The 15,138-nt window shown below is 61.1% G+C and carries 8 protein-coding genes; 3 read left to right on the plus strand and 5 right to left on the minus strand.

The annotated features are described in order from the left end of the window. Positions 1–5: 5 nt before the first annotated feature. Together Pan216_RS28285 and Pan216_RS11920 are read right to left on the minus strand one after the other, a co-directional pair. On the minus strand, positions 6–137 hold the full coding sequence (locus Pan216_RS28285; protein WP_419193556.1) for a hypothetical protein: 132 nt from the start codon (positions 135–137) through the stop codon (positions 6–8). Continuing rightward, the gene (locus tag Pan216_RS11920; protein ID WP_145258211.1) at positions 137–2,938 is read right to left on the minus strand and encodes a response regulator; all 2,802 of its coding nucleotides are present in this window, start codon (positions 2,936–2,938) and stop codon (positions 137–139) included. The genes Pan216_RS28285 and Pan216_RS11920 overlap by 1 nt, the downstream gene beginning before the upstream one ends. A 348-nt stretch (positions 2,939–3,286) precedes the next feature. On the opposite strand from Pan216_RS11920, the gene Pan216_RS11925 reads away from it, so the two are divergent. After that, a complete protein-coding gene (locus Pan216_RS11925; protein ID WP_419193557.1) occupies positions 3,287–4,477 on the plus strand; it encodes a TlpA family protein disulfide reductase in 1,191 nt (396 codons plus the stop codon). 234 nt (positions 4,478–4,711) lie between these two features. Continuing rightward, positions 4,712–5,149 carry a VanZ family protein gene (locus tag Pan216_RS11930; RefSeq protein ID WP_145258213.1) on the plus strand — a complete coding sequence of 146 codons (438 nt, stop codon included), beginning with the start codon at positions 4,712–4,714 and terminating at the stop codon, positions 5,147–5,149. A gap of 154 nt (positions 5,150–5,303) precedes the next feature. Here the strand turns inward: Pan216_RS11930 and Pan216_RS11935 are convergent, their stop codons facing one another. Further along, a complete protein-coding gene (locus Pan216_RS11935; protein ID WP_145258214.1) occupies positions 5,304–6,134 on the minus strand; it encodes a TVP38/TMEM64 family protein in 831 nt (276 codons plus the stop codon). A gap of 855 nt (positions 6,135–6,989) precedes the next feature. After that, a complete protein-coding gene (locus Pan216_RS28290; RefSeq protein WP_419193558.1) occupies positions 6,990–7,331 on the minus strand; it encodes a hypothetical protein in 342 nt (113 codons plus the stop codon). A 40-nt stretch (positions 7,332–7,371) separates the two neighbouring features. Here Pan216_RS28290 and Pan216_RS11940 point away from each other — a divergent pair, with 40 nt between their 5' ends. Further along, entirely contained in the window at positions 7,372–11,142 is a 3,771-nt protein-coding gene (locus tag Pan216_RS11940) for a tetratricopeptide repeat protein (RefSeq protein ID WP_419193559.1), read from the plus strand. Here the strand turns inward: Pan216_RS11940 and Pan216_RS11945 are convergent. Beyond that, positions 11,120–14,728 (minus strand): glycosyltransferase, encoded by a 3,609-nt coding sequence (locus Pan216_RS11945; RefSeq protein WP_145258216.1) that lies wholly within the window; start codon positions 14,726–14,728, stop codon positions 11,120–11,122. The two genes, Pan216_RS11940 and Pan216_RS11945, sit on opposite strands and share 23 nt — an antisense overlap. Between the last annotated feature and the right edge of the window lie 410 nt (positions 14,729–15,138).

The following is a 15,138-nucleotide window of genomic DNA, read 5'->3' on the forward strand; positions in this document are numbered from 1 at the left end:
GCTCGTCACGGGGTTCGGGTGATGTCGAAGATCGGGAGCGCGTCGGCACCGACCAAGGGTGGCATGTTAGTGGCTTGGGGAGCGTTGTCTTCCCGAAGCTTCGCGTCGCCGCGACGACCTCCACCAGAAATGGTCATCAACCGACCCGTTCCTCGTGCGCCCCTTGCTTGTGTTTGCGTCGACGGGAAGCATCGACGACACGAGCGACCTTGTCGCGGACACGATGCATCAGGTCCTCCGGCTTGGAACCCCGCTTCTGAACGATCGAGGTGACCATGCCGCGGAGCCTTAGCCGATCGTCGGGCGTGACTCGTTTCGAGGTGACGACGATAACGGGAATCTGCCGGCCACGGTCGCGGGCGCGGAGCTCGGCCATGAACTCGAATCCGTTCATCACGGGCATCAGCAGATCGAGAATGATGATCGTGGGAAAGTCGGAGTCGACGACGTCGAGGGCCTCTTTGCCGTTCGCCGCTTGCAGCACGGTCCAACCATCCGAGGCGAGCGAACGGTCGAGCATGTCTCTCGCTTGGGGATCATCGTCGACGATGAGGACGCGTGCCGAGGAGTCATCGCCGACGTGCTTGCGAAGGCTCTCCAAGAGATCGTCACGCTCGATCGGCTTGGTGAGGTATTCATCGGCGCCGAGCGTGAATCCGAGATCGCGGCTATCGAGAATCGTCAGGACGATGACCGGAACCAACGAGAGTTCGGGGTCGGTCTTCAGCGACGTGAGCACCGACCACCCATCCATTCCCGGCATGAGGATGTCGAGCGTGATCGCGTCGGGCTGATGTTCCCTGGCAAGCGTCAAACCCTCTTCGCCGTCTTGGGCGGTCAGGACGTTGTAGCCTTCCTTCGACAGCATGCGCCCGAGCAGATCCCGCACGGTGGCGTCGTCGTCGATGACGAGCACGACTCCCTTGTGCCCGGCCGAGGGGTAGATGTTGGGAACGTTCTGCGTCTGTTTCGGGGTCGCGTCGACCGGCAAGGTCACGGTGAAGACCGACCCGGCACCCAGTTGGCTCTCGACATCGATGCGCCCTCCCATCATCTGGCAGAAGCGCTGGCTGATCGCCAAACCGAGACCGGTGCCTCCGTAGCGTCTCGTGGTCGAGGCGTCGGCTTGCGTGAAGGACTGGAAGATCCGCTTGAGTTGTTCCTCGCCCATCCCGATGCCGGTGTCGGTCACGCGAAAGATGATGATCTCGCGCTCATTCTCCTCGCGGCGAAACGCCTCGAAGCGAATCTCGCCCTGTTCGGTGAACTTGCAGGCGTTCGATAGGAGGTTGAAAAGGGTTTGACGGACCTTGGTGACGTCGGACACCATGCTCCCCAGGTGGTGGGAGAGCTTCATCAGGAGTCGGTTGTCGTTCTTCTCGACGAGGGGTTCGATCGTTGTGACGACATCGTCGATCACCGGCCGGATACGGATGGTCTCGAGGAAGAGCTCCATCTTCCCCGCTTCGATCTTCGAGAGATCGAGGACGTCATTGATGAGGGCCAACAGGTGGCGCGCCGCGGCGAGGATGCGCTCGAGGTCGGGAAGTAGCTCCTTGCCACCGAGGTCCGTGACCTCCTCCTGAAGCATCTCGGTGTAGCCGATGATGGCGTTCATCGGCGTTCGCAGTTCGTGACTCATGTTGGCGAGAAAGGCGCTCTTGGCGCGGTTGGCCGACTCGGCTTCGATCTGGGCACGCCGGAGGTTCTCGTTGCTGCGGCGCAGTTCCTCGGTTCGGGCCGTCACTTGCTCTTCGATCGTCGAATACATGTGGCGCAGGTCGACCGTCATGTGTTGGATCGCGGTCGCCAATTCGCCGATCTCGTCCTTCGCCGTTGTCGGAACTTCCTGATCCAAGTCTCCCGCCGCGATTCTCCGGACGACGCTGGTGAGGTCCGCGATCGGCTTGGTCACCGAGCGGGCGACGATCAGCGCGACCAATCCGACGGCGAGGATCGTGATGCCCGCCAGGAGGAAGACGACTCGGCGTTCCCGGCGAATGGAGGAGAAGGCTTCGTCCGAGTCCATTTTAACCACCATCCCCCAACCGAGGGAGGGGAGGTAGCGCCAAACGGCGACGACTTCCTTGTCGCGATAGTCGACGGCCAGCCCGCTGCCGTTGGCGCCTCGTGTCGCTTTCTGGAGGGGAAGGTTTCGACCCTCCGAGAAGGTGAACTGTCGTCGAAACGAAGCTTTCGGATCGTGTCGCAGGGCGGTGATGCTGGTGACGCCGTTGCTCGAGGGATACGCGATGATCGTTTCGCCCGTCTCTCCGAGCCCCGTCAGGTCGCCGACCACTCGGTAGATCTCGGAGTTGCTCAGACTCACGATCAGGGCGCCGATCAGCTTGCCGTCGTGGGTCAGCGGGGCGCCGATGTAGACCGCGGACTCGTGAATAGTACCGTCCTCGATGTCGAGGCGCGAGAAGGTCGTCTCGCGACGTTCGACGACGCGTTCGAAGACATCCAGCAGAATCGCGTTCCCGACCTTGTCGAGACGGGTGCCCACGTTGGGGGGCAGGTTGGTGGAGAAGCAGATCGTCGCGTCCATCGTGAGGAGTAACGCGGACTCGAGTTGCAGGGCGAAGACGGCTTCCTTGAGGAAGCGGCGATGCTGTGATTCGGCCTGATGAACTTCCTTCGAGTCGGGACCGAACGCGAGTGCCTTGGTGAACGCGCGCTGGGCATCGACGACCGCGGGCACCCGGCTGAGGAAGGAAACGTCGCGAGCTCGTTCGTTGGTGTAGTTTTCGATCTGATTGACTTTGCTCTCGGCCACCGCGAGAAGCTGGTTGCGCAGCGCTTGACGGGTCGAAGCATCCGACAAGGTGGAGATCGCGACCGTCAACACGACCAAGGGGGCCAACGAGATGACCAGAAACCAGAGCAGCAGACGTGTCGCGATCGTCGGTCGGTGAAGGCGATGAAGGGGCTTCATCGGGGATGTCCATCGTGGCGATCAACGTGTCCATGGTACCGGTGCCAATGTAAGGGGTTCGCGCCCTAGCGGAAAGCTCGTTGGCGTGGAAAGCTTGTTCGCCTTCGATCACCGCGCGCGTCGCGGGCCTCTCGAGAACGTTCGAGGCCCGCCACCGCGAAGTGGGCTGGAAGCGTCGCCGCGATGTCACGCCAACTTCCGGGGGAGACCGAGTCGTGAAACGCTCCGGCTGAATTTCTCCAACGAATCGCCATGCGTCGCTCGTATGAGCAAGCAGCCGCAAGTCGCCATCGCGGGGGTGGTGACCGTTTGCCGATGAGAACAACCAGCCGCGATGGGAGCAACACGATGAAGCGTCAAATCCACAAGAGAGTCCGCAATGCGTCGCTGGCGATGGCGTTGCTCGCTGGGGGAACCAGCGGAGCCGCACTGGCCAGCAACGAAGTCGACGAGCGGGGAGATCAGCGCCGCCCCGTCGAAGCTCGAACCGGTGCCTCCGGCCAAGCCGAGGTGCTCGGCGATCGCGATTCCCAGAAGAGGGCCAAGCAAGCCACACCCGAACAACTGCTCAAGACCCTGGCCAGCATTCCTGCCCAACTTCGGGCCTCGAACCTCAGTCCTGCCAACGAACGCGCCGCTCGAGTCCAAGCCGTTCGCCAGATCGTCGATCGCATCGAGCATCATGCCGACGCGACGGCCCAGGAACGGTCGATCGCGGGACGGGTCGAGCTGATGACGCTCTACCAGGCCGCGTTGGCCGACCCCGTCGGCTATGGTCGCGACTTCCATGCTCAAGTCGAGCGAGTCGAGTCGAAGGCTCCTGGCAGCAAGGAGGCCGCGAACGCCGCCGCGATGCTACTGGTTCAGCGAGACCTAGCCAAGAGCGAGGTTTCGCTCGCGGTGCTACCGAAGTTGGAAGCGTTCTCGCGGAAGTACGAGGGCGAGCCGGTCGGCCTCGAACTCTTCACTCTCCTGGGGATGCGCATGGAGCGTGAGGGGAAGGGCAAGGATGCCGCCGAAGTGCTCAAACGAGCGGTCGCCCTCTATCCCGGCAATCCGATGACGAAGATGCTCGAAGGAAAACTTCATCGCCTCGAGGCGGTGGGGCAGCCGATGAGCCTCAAGGGGAAGACCCTCGAGGGAAGTGAGTTCGACGTCGCGAGCCTGAAGGGCAAAGTCGTTCTCGTCGACTTTTGGGCGACCTGGTGTGGTCCCTGCCGTGCATCCATGCCGGGCTTGAAGGAACTGTACGATCGCTATCGTTCCCAGGGACTCGAGATCGTGGGGGTGAACCTCGATTCGGTGTCGGGCGTCGCGAAGGACTTTGTCGAAGAGTCGGGAATGGACTGGACCCAGATCTTCGACGCCGCCGATGGCAACGCGATCTCTTCCCACTACGGAATCCAGGCGATTCCGACCGTCTTTGTGATCGGCCGTGATGGAAATGTCGCGACGACTTCGCACCGGACCGAGGAAGAACTCGAGGCGGTGATCCGCGATCTCTTGGCGAAACAGCCGCTGTTGACTTCGGAGTCGTAGCGTCAGAAAAGCGACCGGGCGAGTCCCGGGACGCCAACAACCAACTCTCCTCGCACCCCAGGCAATCCCCTGGGGTGTTTGGCGTTTTGGGACTGGGCCATAGCGCGTTGGTGGTGATGGCGACTGGTGCTTCGCGGTGTCTGGAATAGGATGGGAGAGGAGCGATGACGTGACGGCTCGACTCCATGGCCGGCGGGGCAACTTCGGTCGAGAGCACAGAGAGATCGGATTTCGATGAAGCGGCCGAAGTATCTCCATCGCTGGTGCATCCTGATTACCGCCTGTTACATGGGGATGATCTTTCTCCTATCGAGCCTCGAGATTCGATCCGATAGCCCAATCTCCTGGGCCGAGGAACTGCTGCGGCGAATTCCCTACATCGACAAGATCGTTCACAGCGGGATCTACACCGGGCTCGGCTTCTTTCTGCTCCTAGCCTTGGGCCGAAGACGATGGTTGCTTGCCGGTTTCATCGGGTTGGTCTTCGCGGCATCCGACGAGTTTCATCAAGCATTCGTTCCGACGCGCTCTCCCGATGTGATCGACTGGTTGGCGGACGCGTTGGGATTGGGGCTGGGGATGCTGCTGGCGGCATGGTGGGAACGAGAGTTTCGGCGACGTCGCTCACGCGTCGCTCATGCCGGAAGTCCGGAGTCTTCGTGGCGATGGTAGGGCGTCAACGGTGTCGCGAAGCGGTGGACTCGAGTTGCCATGTCAGCGCCGGTGGTGGGTGCCACGCGTCGCTTGCGCGGGCATGTGAAGAGCGCCCATCACTCCCTGAATCCCTCGCATCGACACCGCCCTCGAAATCATGCCAAGATTCTCATCAAGAGACGCGTGTCTCCTCCACCTGTCCGTGGTCGTTCGACATGCGGTGGGCTTCGAGCGCCTCGTCGTGATGCGCGGCAAGGGACATGTTGGCTTCCCGCAGCGCCTTGTAGGCGTAGTGCGCGAGAAACGTGCTGACGAGGGCGTAGAGAATCAAGCCGCCGAAGAGAATGGTGTCGTGGTAGTTGTCGTGGGACTCGACATGCCCGGCGATCTTCATGACGTGTTTGGCGACCGATCCGAAATAGACCGAAGCCAGGTTCCCCGGAAGCATCCCGATCAGAGCGATCGTGTAGTTGCGGAACTTGACATCGCTCGAACCGAGCAGGTAGTTGAGCATGCTGTAGTTTACCGGTCCGAGCCGCATCAGGATCATGATCCGCAGTCCATGCTGGTGAACGGCGCGGATCACCGCCGCGAGTTTCGCGTGTTGATCGAGGTACGCGTGGATCCCTTTTCGTAGAAACAGACGCGCGAGCCAGAACATCAGCACGGCCCCAGTCGTCGCCGAGAGGAAGAGGGTCAGCGTTCCCCAAACCAATCCGAACAGAGCGCCGGCGGCGAGTCCGAGAGCCATCTGCGGGATGAAGAAAGACGTCAGCGCGATGAAGATCGCTCCGTAGGCGACGTACTTGATTGGCCCCAAGCCGTCGATCCATGTCTCCAACGCTGGGATGTACTGACCGACTTGGCTGCCCACAACATAGAGAACGCCGAGAACGGCCAGACCGATCAGCCCTCGGACCAGGTAGGCTCGCCAGTGGTTCTTGTGGTGCCAAACCCACTGGCGAGCACTGTGGTTGATGTAGTAGAACAACCCGTGAGACATCGAGTCTCCCTGCCGAATCTTTGGACTTGTGACGAATTTAGAGTCGGCCCACGCGCCTCTCGACGTTGACACCGACCTTGCACATCTTGACTAACGCATCGATGTTCCGACGTCCAGAACCGATCCTGGGCGTTTGTCCGCGGTTTGCTCGTGAGCGCCGCGGATGAGAACAAGCGACCATCTTTCCTGGTCGTGTCAAATTTCCCACTGCGCCCGCAACACCGGAGCGCTGGTCCGACGACCGTCCATCGTGTCATGAACGCATCAGGGCGAAGTCAGCGGGGCAGCGCGGAGGCTCACGTTACCGGGAAGAGTCGAAGCTCCGTTGAACCGTGAAACGGATGAGAACTTCCAGGGTCGCTGGCTTGACAAACTCCCTGATCCCTTGGGCACAATTTGTAGCCGTCCGTCCCTAGATTCGCCAAAGTTGGCACAACCGTTAAGGATTCTCAAGGATTCGGACCGATGATGCCAAAGAGACGCGGTCCCGCGTCATTGCGAAGAGGCTTCTTCTCGCGTCCATGCGAGGAGGTTGAGCCTCGCACATTGGGGTCTCCGTGGAACGGCCCTTCGCATTCGAGGGGACTCAGGAGTCGACGGAATGCTATCGGGTGGTTGCTGCTCCCTACTCATCGTGTTGCTCGCAGCACAGCCGGACCCGTCCGCGCCGGAAGAGTGGGCAATTTGGAAAGGGGTGGTCGGTCCCAAGGCGGTGGCGCCAGCTCCAACGTCCGACGACCCAACGAAGAACCATCGCCGCGCCGGCAAACTGGGGCCTCTGTGGGGCAAGGAGAAAACGCCTCAGCAGAAGGAGGGGATTGCCTCGAAGTGGTTGACGCCGCCGATCCTCGGTGGTCAACCGCAAGCAGCCCCCAACAAGACCACGACACCGGCCACTTCAGCGACGGCCACCGCGAGCACGAGCGGGAATCCAGTCCCATCGAACCCTTCGAGTGAGTCTTCCAACGACGCCTCGGCGAAGAAACGAGCCTGGTTGGTCAGCGGTCCGTTGTTCCAGTCAGGTCCCGCGGGACGGGGCTCGTCAACAACGACATCGCGCAAGGAACAGCCAGCGTCGCTCGCGACGTCGAAAGGCAGGGGCGTCGAGCAAGTCGCCACTCTTCCCGAAGGTCGCGCGGCCTCGACCAACGCGGGAGGGTCGTCCGCTTCGACGCCGTTGTCGTGGACTGTCCGCAAACCACCTCCTCCAAGGCCTCTTCCCATCGACACGAAGAAGGTGACGTCCGCCACGGAGAGTTCCGACGATGTCGTCATTCCCGAGTTGCCTCCGGAAGTGACGCCGACTGGTCCCGCCCTCGTGCCTTCCCAGGCCACCAAGACTGGGAAGCAACCGTCCGCAGCCGATTCCGAGGCGCTTGCGCCCACTGGAAGTGATGCCGACTCTCAACGAGTTCCATCGACGCCGGAGGGCGAGGAGGAACTCGCGGAGAACATGCGTGACGAGGCATCGCGGTTGTTGTTCAGCCAGCAAGCGACTCCGGTCCAAAGTTTGCCGCCGATCGACGCGCCGGCAAACGAGAAGGCGATCGAAACCGCCGAGCGTGGTGGGGACGATAGGATACGCTTCGCTCAAAGCACCACCTTGTTCGGCCCCGAGGAGACGAGTCGCAACAATCGGCAAGAGTTTCGCGCGAAGACGGGCCCGTCGCCGTCCGAGTCACGATCGCGCAATCCCGTGGTCGGGCCGATGCCTGGAGCCCAGCCGAAGAGAACGATCGCTCCGGCTCCGGCCGAGACAGGAGGCGACGAGGGGCAGATCACCGAGCGTTCGCTGTTGCTGCAGGCGGCACGCAACGCCGTCGCCTTGGGCGATTTTGACATCGCGGTTCGTCGCTATGAGTCCCTCCTGCAACGCGACTCGTCGGATGTGCAAGTGCGCCGCGAGTTCGCGGGGGTCTTGCTACGAATCTCGCGACTCGACGAGGCCGCGCGACAGTACCGCATGTTGCTCGAGGCCGATCCCAACGACATCGATGCGATCTTCGGTCTCGCGATCATCAGGGTCGACGAGCGCGACTACGCCGGCGCCGAGCCCCTGTTGCGACGAGTCCTCGCGGAGAACGCCAACAACAAGCGGGCGGCGATCCTGCTCGCGCTGACGTATACGTTTCGAGGCCAGATCGCCTTGGCGGAGCAACTCTACCGCCAATACTTGAGCAGCTACGCACCGGACACGACGCAGGGAAGGCTCGATCTAGGCAAGCTCTTTCTCGAAATTGGGCGTCCGCGGGATGCGATCTCCACCCTCCAGCCCGTGCTCGAGGAAGGGGAACGCAAGGCGGAAGTCCTCTCGCTTCTCATCCGAAGCTACGCCTTGGCGACCGAATGGACCAGTGCTCGTGAGTCGATCCTTCAACTGGGGAACCTCCCCAACAACTTTGATCGCTGGCGTCTCGAACTCGGCAGCGAGTTGTTCAACAAGGGCTACTACACGTTGGCCTTGGCGGTCTATGCACAAGTATTGAATCACGATCCTTCCAATAGCGCCGCGGTGCTCGGAGCGGCCCGCTGCCAGACGCAGCTCTTCGCTCCCGCCGCCGCGATGGGCCTGCTCAACGAGCCGGCCGCGAAGAACGCGCCGTTGTCGGAATACATGCGTGCGCTTGCCGAATACCACACGATGATGGGAGAGTATGCCGACGCCAAGCTTCTCTATCGGCGCATCCTCGATGCGGAGCCGAGCAACGACTTGGTTCGGATGGATCTCGCGTCGCTCTTCAGCATCGATAGCCAGAACCTGCGTGCCAAAGGGGAGTACTCGAAGATTCCCGGCGACAGCGTTGTCGCCTTCGAGGCGAAGTTGGGGGTGGCTCGCGAACTGCGGCAACTCCGGTACTTCCAAGAGGCCATCGTCATCTGTCGCGAAGCGATTGCCGAGCGTCCGCGCAACGCGCAGCCGGTCGTTCTGCTCGCGAAGCTGCTCATCGATGTGAAGCAGCCTGACGCGGCGATTGTCGCGTGCCGCAAGTACCTGGCCGGACATCCGCCGGCGGGGCAGGGCACGGTCGATGTCGCGGTGGCCCTTGGGCAGGCTCATTTGGCCGGCGGCGACGCCTTGGCGGCGAGTGTGGAGTTCGAACGAGCTTTGATGACCTCCGGTGGTCGCTCGGCCGAGGCTTACCAGGGCCTTTGGACCGCTCGCGAAGTGTTGGGCGAGGTGCCTCCGCCGCTCGACGGCCGCTGCGGTCCGGTCGAAGAGGGACTGCGCTTTCGCATGCTCTTGGCGGATGCCTTTCTGACGTACAACCAATGGAATCCGACGATCGAAACCATGGAGGCGGTGCTCCAGTTCGAGCCGGGACTCGTCCCCGCCCTCAATCGACTCGCCGACGCGCAAGCGGGAACGGCGTTCGAGGTCTACCAGAAGGAGGCGATCGCCAATTACCAGCAAGCGTTGGCCTCGTCGCACACGAACGTGCGGGCGCGGCTGGGACTGGCTCGGAACCTCGCCGACCTCGACGACTATGAGAGTTCGATCAGGGAGTACGATCTTCTCGTTTCGATTGACAGCGACAACTTCATCATCAAACGCGAGCGAGCACGGGTCCTGTTCCAGCAAGGGGGATGGGAAGAAGCCGGGTACGCCTACCATCAGCTACAAGTGCCGTCGGCGGATCAGATCCTCAAAGACAAGCTGAGCGCCTACCTGCACGAGACCGGAGCTTCCTGTCCGTCGATCGAGATGGTGCTGCACTCGAACCTACACGGATCGCATCTCGCCAACGAGATCGGTCACGCCGCTCACGGATGTCAGTGCCGCGACCCCAGGGCGATCGAACGGTTGCTCGTCGACTACGAGGTGACCGCCGCCGAACAGACCGCCGCTTCACTGGAAGGGGACGCGAAGTCGAAACGCTACTGGCGCAACGAGCAGGCCATTCCCTTGCTCGAGTCGCTCGAGGCGTTCGAGCCTTCCAACGAGGAAGCCTACTTTGACCTCGGACAGACGTTCGCCGAGCTCAAGTGGACACGCGACGCCATCGACCAGTATGGCAAACTCCTCGAGATCAACCCGAACCACCAGGCGGCGTCCACCGCCATTCAGCGGAGCAGCTTGGAACTCAACCCCCGGTTACTCCCGTCCTTTCGCTACTTCAATCAGCGGGGACGTGACGGTCTGGCCCAGATCCAGCGGTTCCATTGGAACCTCGCCGGGCAGCTTCCGGTCGCCGACCAGAACGAGTATGTCGGGTTCCTCTACTCGTCGGTCCTCTATGTTCCCACCGACGATCGTTCCCTACAGGGCAACATCTTCTCGATCCAGGGCCAGAAGCGGGTCTTTCATCGGGACTTTCTGCTCTACGGCATCTTGAACTACGAGGAATACGCCGATCGCATCGAGGATCGGCCAACCTTCGACATCGGCTTCAACTGGAGAAACTGCGACTTCCTCCAGACGGGACTCTCGCTCTACCTGGAGAATGTCGTCGAGAACGGGGAGTCGCTGCGGCAAGACATCTATCGTGGTGGCGTGCGGATGTGGGGCAACATCAAGCCGTTGCATCGCTGGGATGCGGGCGGGATGTACGATGTCGGCGTCTACTCCGACAACAACACGCGCCACGGGTTCAACTTGTACACCAACTATTTGGTTTGCTTGCCGCCGCGAAGCTTGAAGCTGGGACTCAGCGTCGACTTCTTCGGCTACACCGAGCAGACGATCTTCGGCCCCGATCCGAACAATGTCGTCCTGGGCGCGATTCATCCCTACTTCTCGCCGTCAGGCTATGCGTGGTTCACGACGCTGATGGAATGGAAGCAGTGGCTAAGCGACGAGTGGTATACCGGGGCGACCGAGACGTGGTACTCGCTGAGACTCGCTCCCCGCGTCGATACGCAGACGGTCTTCTTCGCCGACTTCGGGGCGGTATTCCACCACGACTTCTCGCCGGCGCTGAGTTTTCAGATGGAAGCGGGACTGCTCGGCTCTCGAGACTACAACGTCGCCACTTCCAGTTTCTACCTCATTTATCGTAGCCCGTTGTGAGAGCCGAAGACCATCCGATCGATCGGGTGACGGATCGTCTGGGAGAGGACGTGGTTTTCATGATCTTCGTCCCGTCGAGCGGGCGGGGGGACTCGGTGGACGACGTCTTAAGTAGGATCGAATACTGCTCGTCCGCCGCCTTGAAGTCGCCGATGTCGTGAAGCAGGTTCGCGTACTGCAACCGGAGGTCGCGGTCGTTGGGGTCGACCTGAAGGGCGCGTTCGCACAGCTTCGCGCTGAGCGGCTTGAGTTTCAGTCGTTGGAGCACCCAGGCGAGCCGGGCGAGTTCCGTGGCGGTGACCTTCGGATCGTTGAGCATCTGATCGGCGAGCTTGACCGCGAGGACCTCGGTTCCCGGAGAGAGACGTTCCGCGCTGGCGGCGGCGTCGACAAAGCCCGACCAGAGCCGCTCGTCGTTGAAGTCGCGCTCCAGCAGCGTGATGTATTCAGTGAGGGCTCGCGAATACTCCTTCGACCAGAGCTGTAACTCCGCCAGTCGGGTTCGGAGCGACCGATTGTCCGGATCGCGTGAAAGCAACTCCCTCAGTCGCTGTCCAGCTTCGGCGTACTTTCCATCCCACATCAGGACGTCGATCATCTTCTTGCGAACGTCCAAGTTGTCGGGGTCCGCCTTGAGAATGGCCTCGTACTGATCCGCGGCGGCGTTGTAGCGGCCCGCTTCGGTATAGATCGTGGCGAGTTTCTCGCGGTCATCGAGCGTGAGGGTCTCATTTCGAAAGAGATCCGCCGCCTGCTGATACTGATGTGATTGCATGAGCACGCCCGCGTATTCCCGGCGAACCTCGGGAGACATCTCGACCGGCAACTCGGCCAAACGCTTGAAGAGCCGTGTTCCCAGGACGAGTTGTCCTCGGTTGACCGCGTGTCTGGCGGCGGAAAGCAGGACCGAATAGCGCTGTTTGCTGGAGATCCCCGACTCGTCGAGGTGATCGACCAGCCAGTGATACTGCGCCGAGGCCGCCGCCGCTTGGTTGACGTTCTCGAGTTGTGAGGCGAGGAAGAGTCGCCGCTCGAAGTCGTCGGGGACGCGTTCGCAGATCTCGTGCGCGATCCGCAGCGACTTGGTCTTGTCCCCCGACTCCTGCAGAACCTGTTCCAGCAGGAGGAGTTCGTCGATGCTCGCGGTCGGACTGGAGAGCATGCTGCGATAGACCGAATCGAGTTCGCCCTCCTCGTTCTTGGGGAGCCGCTTCTCCGCGATCGCTTCCCGTAGAAAGATGCCGTCCCGATTGGCGAAGCGGAACAGTCCGTACTCGAGCGGGATGGCGATCGCCAAGAGCGCGAGCGAAAGGATAATGGGGCGGAACGTCGTCTCTTGCGGAGGTGGCGAGGAGGGCGTCAACGCCTCGAGCATCGGCTCGCGCTGGGCCGGCAAGAGCATCCGGGCCAACGTCGCCCGACCGTCCTTCTCGAACTCCTCGAATCGGAGCACCACGTCGCACAAGTCGTTGGTGGGCGAAGTGACGCCCGAAACCCGAATGACCTGCGCCTTGCCGGAGATGTCGCCGACCGGCGTCGGGAAGTGATAACGCAGCGACGAGTTCTGGGCGACGCTGTGGGCGACTTCCGTGCGACAGGCTTCGTTGCTGATGTCCTTGGTGATCGTCGGATGCAGCACATCGGGGTTGCCGTTTTGGACCAGCAGGGGAAGCCGTAGCGGGTAGCGTTTGCTCTGGCGTTTCCAGCTTCGCGTCATCCAGTCGCGAACGCGCTGGAAGGGGGTGCGATGCTGGTCGAATTTCTGGTAGGTGGCCGGGACGGCGTACTCGATCGCCATCAGGCTCAGCTCGTCGGCCTGCTCCGTCGTGACATCGAGAAACTGGACCCCGTAGCGGTAGCAGTTGGCCTTCTCGCCAACGCCTGGGACCTTGTGGCGAACTTCCGCGCGACAGGTCACGCTCTTGCCAGCGCCGTTGATCGTGACCTCACCCACCGCATGGATCGGTAGGGTCTGGTAGGAAACGAGTCGTGAACCACCCTCGTTGAGGTCGGCAGTGACGCCGTAGCCGTGGACATCGTTGCCTTCCTCATCTCGAAAGCGATAGCTGACGGGAAAGACGGCATGGTGTCGGTAGGAGTAGCGACGGTTCTCCTTCCGGTAGGCTTTGCGGAGGAAGCGCAAGTCCAGCAGCAGGTGGAAGACGACCAGACCACCCGCGACGCTCTCGGCGATCGCATCGGGAGTCAGGCCGTAGAGGAGCCGAAATCCGGCCCACACCAACGACGAGATCGCCAACACCATCAGGGCCAGTTGGGCCGAGACCATCGGCCAGATACTCTTGGACTGCCGCCCCCGTTTCTTCGTCACCACGAACTTTTGGCGACGACGCCCGAAAATCGCGCGGAAGATGGCGCGCAGTTGAGTGTAGAAGTTCGCCATGTTCGTCCGCTCAATCTCGATGATCGAACCGTAGCGGCCGCTGACGACACGCAACGCGAGAGATGTCGAGACCAAGTAGGTCACGATCATCGCGAGCAGTGTCCAAGTGAAGTGCTCCACGGGCGAGATGTCCGTGAAGAGGACGAGAATCGGGGTGATATAGAGTAGGAAGCTCGGTAGTCCGATCGTCCAGCCGAAGATCGAGGAGAAGTACGAGAGTCGCTGGCCCAGCTTCAACCCACGAATCGTGAGTGGGTTGTCGTACGCGAGAATACTGAGGTTGCCCTCTCCCCAGCGCAGGCGTTGGGAGTTGAAGGTCGTGATGTCCTCCGCGGCCAACCCGGCGACCAGACGCTCGTTGACGTACAGGGAGCTCCATCCCCGGCTGACGATGCGGATCGCGGTGTGCAAGTCCTCGGTGATCGTTTCGGTGGCGATGAACCCCGCGTCCTCAAGTGCCTTGCGTCGGAAGATCGCGGCACTGCCGGCGAAGACGACGGCGTTCCAGAAATTCTTGCCAAGCTGGATGACGTGGAAGAAGAGTTCGCTGTCGTCCCAGTACTTTCCTTTGTTGAGGTCGGTGTTCGCTTGGAAGGATTCGATGTTGTAGAAGACGTGGGGGGATTGAACGAAACCGAGCTTCGGATCGCGAAAGTACCCGAGCAGGCGTTCGAGGAACGTCGCTTGGGGGACGTGGTCGGCATCCAGAATCACCACGTATTCCCCATCCGTCTTCGAGAGGGCGTGATTCAGGTTTCCGGCTTTGGCATGATTGTTGTCGGGTCGGGTCATGTACTCGACGCCCAGTTCCCGCGCCAGCTCCGCGACCTCTTCGCGGCGCCCGTCATCGAGCACATAGGTGCGATGAGGGTACCGCATGCGTTTGCACGCGATCAACGTGGTTCTCAGGAGCCGTGTGTCTTCGTTGTAGGTCGGAACGAAAACATCGACGGTCCAGCCCTCGGGTGGTGGTTCGAAGGGCGGAGGTTGTTTGAGGAACCAAACCTGGTGAAAGTAGAGCCATAGCAGCAGACAGCAATGGAACTCGGCGATCCAGAGCAGCCACGAGGCAAAGATCGAGTACGGCGTCTCCAGGTTGAAGGTAAACGCAATGCGATAGATCAAGTACGACGCGGAGATCACCGCGGACAAGATCATCACGAGTTGGCGTAGGTAGACTCTCATTGTTGGATCGTCTCATCCAGCCAGTTTAGCTAGGTTTTGTTCGTGACTCAATGAATACAGGATTCGTTGCAGTGGCTTGCAGGCGACTGCGTCAAAACGGAGGTGCTAGAGTCAGTCGATTTGTCTGGGTGCTCTAACTCCATGATGACTGTAACGTGTACTATTCTAGCACTTGACGAACATTCCGTTAAGGGGATTAGGCGAATTGCGTCAGAATAGGGACTCTATCGAGATGATCATGAGGGTAATCCCGAATCGCTCTGTCAGGATTCTGACCATCGTAGGGGTTGTTTTACTCGCCCTGAATCCGCTGGTGGTGGAACGAGCTTCTTTCGGGTCTTCCAGCAATAACGGATTCTCCCTATTGTCGGGGGCGGACGTTTCTCATTTCGCTTTTCTTGCGACGATGA

Source organism: Kolteria novifilia (assembly GCA_007748055.1).
Taxonomy (GTDB): domain Bacteria; phylum Planctomycetota; class Planctomycetia; order Kolteriales; family Kolteriaceae; genus Kolteria; species Kolteria novifilia.

Excerpts from the sequence above, each read along its gene's own strand:
- Pan216_RS11935 (WP_145258214.1), bottom strand. The coding sequence starts at position 6,134 with ATGTCTCACGGGTTGTTCTACTACATCAACCACAGTGCTCGCCAGTGG.
- Pan216_RS11920 (WP_145258211.1), bottom strand. The coding sequence starts at position 2,938 with ATGAAGCCCCTTCATCGCCTTCACCGACCGACGATCGCGACACGTCTG.
- Pan216_RS11930 (WP_145258213.1), top strand. The coding sequence starts at position 4,712 with ATGAAGCGGCCGAAGTATCTCCATCGCTGGTGCATCCTGATTACCGCC.
- Pan216_RS11925 (WP_419193557.1), top strand. The coding sequence starts at position 3,287 with ATGAAGCGTCAAATCCACAAGAGAGTCCGCAATGCGTCGCTGGCGATG.
- Pan216_RS11945 (WP_145258216.1), bottom strand. The coding sequence starts at position 14,728 with ATGAGAGTCTACCTACGCCAACTCGTGATGATCTTGTCCGCGGTGATC.
- Pan216_RS28285 (WP_419193556.1), bottom strand. The coding sequence starts at position 137 with ATGACCATTTCTGGTGGAGGTCGTCGCGGCGACGCGAAGCTTCGGGAA.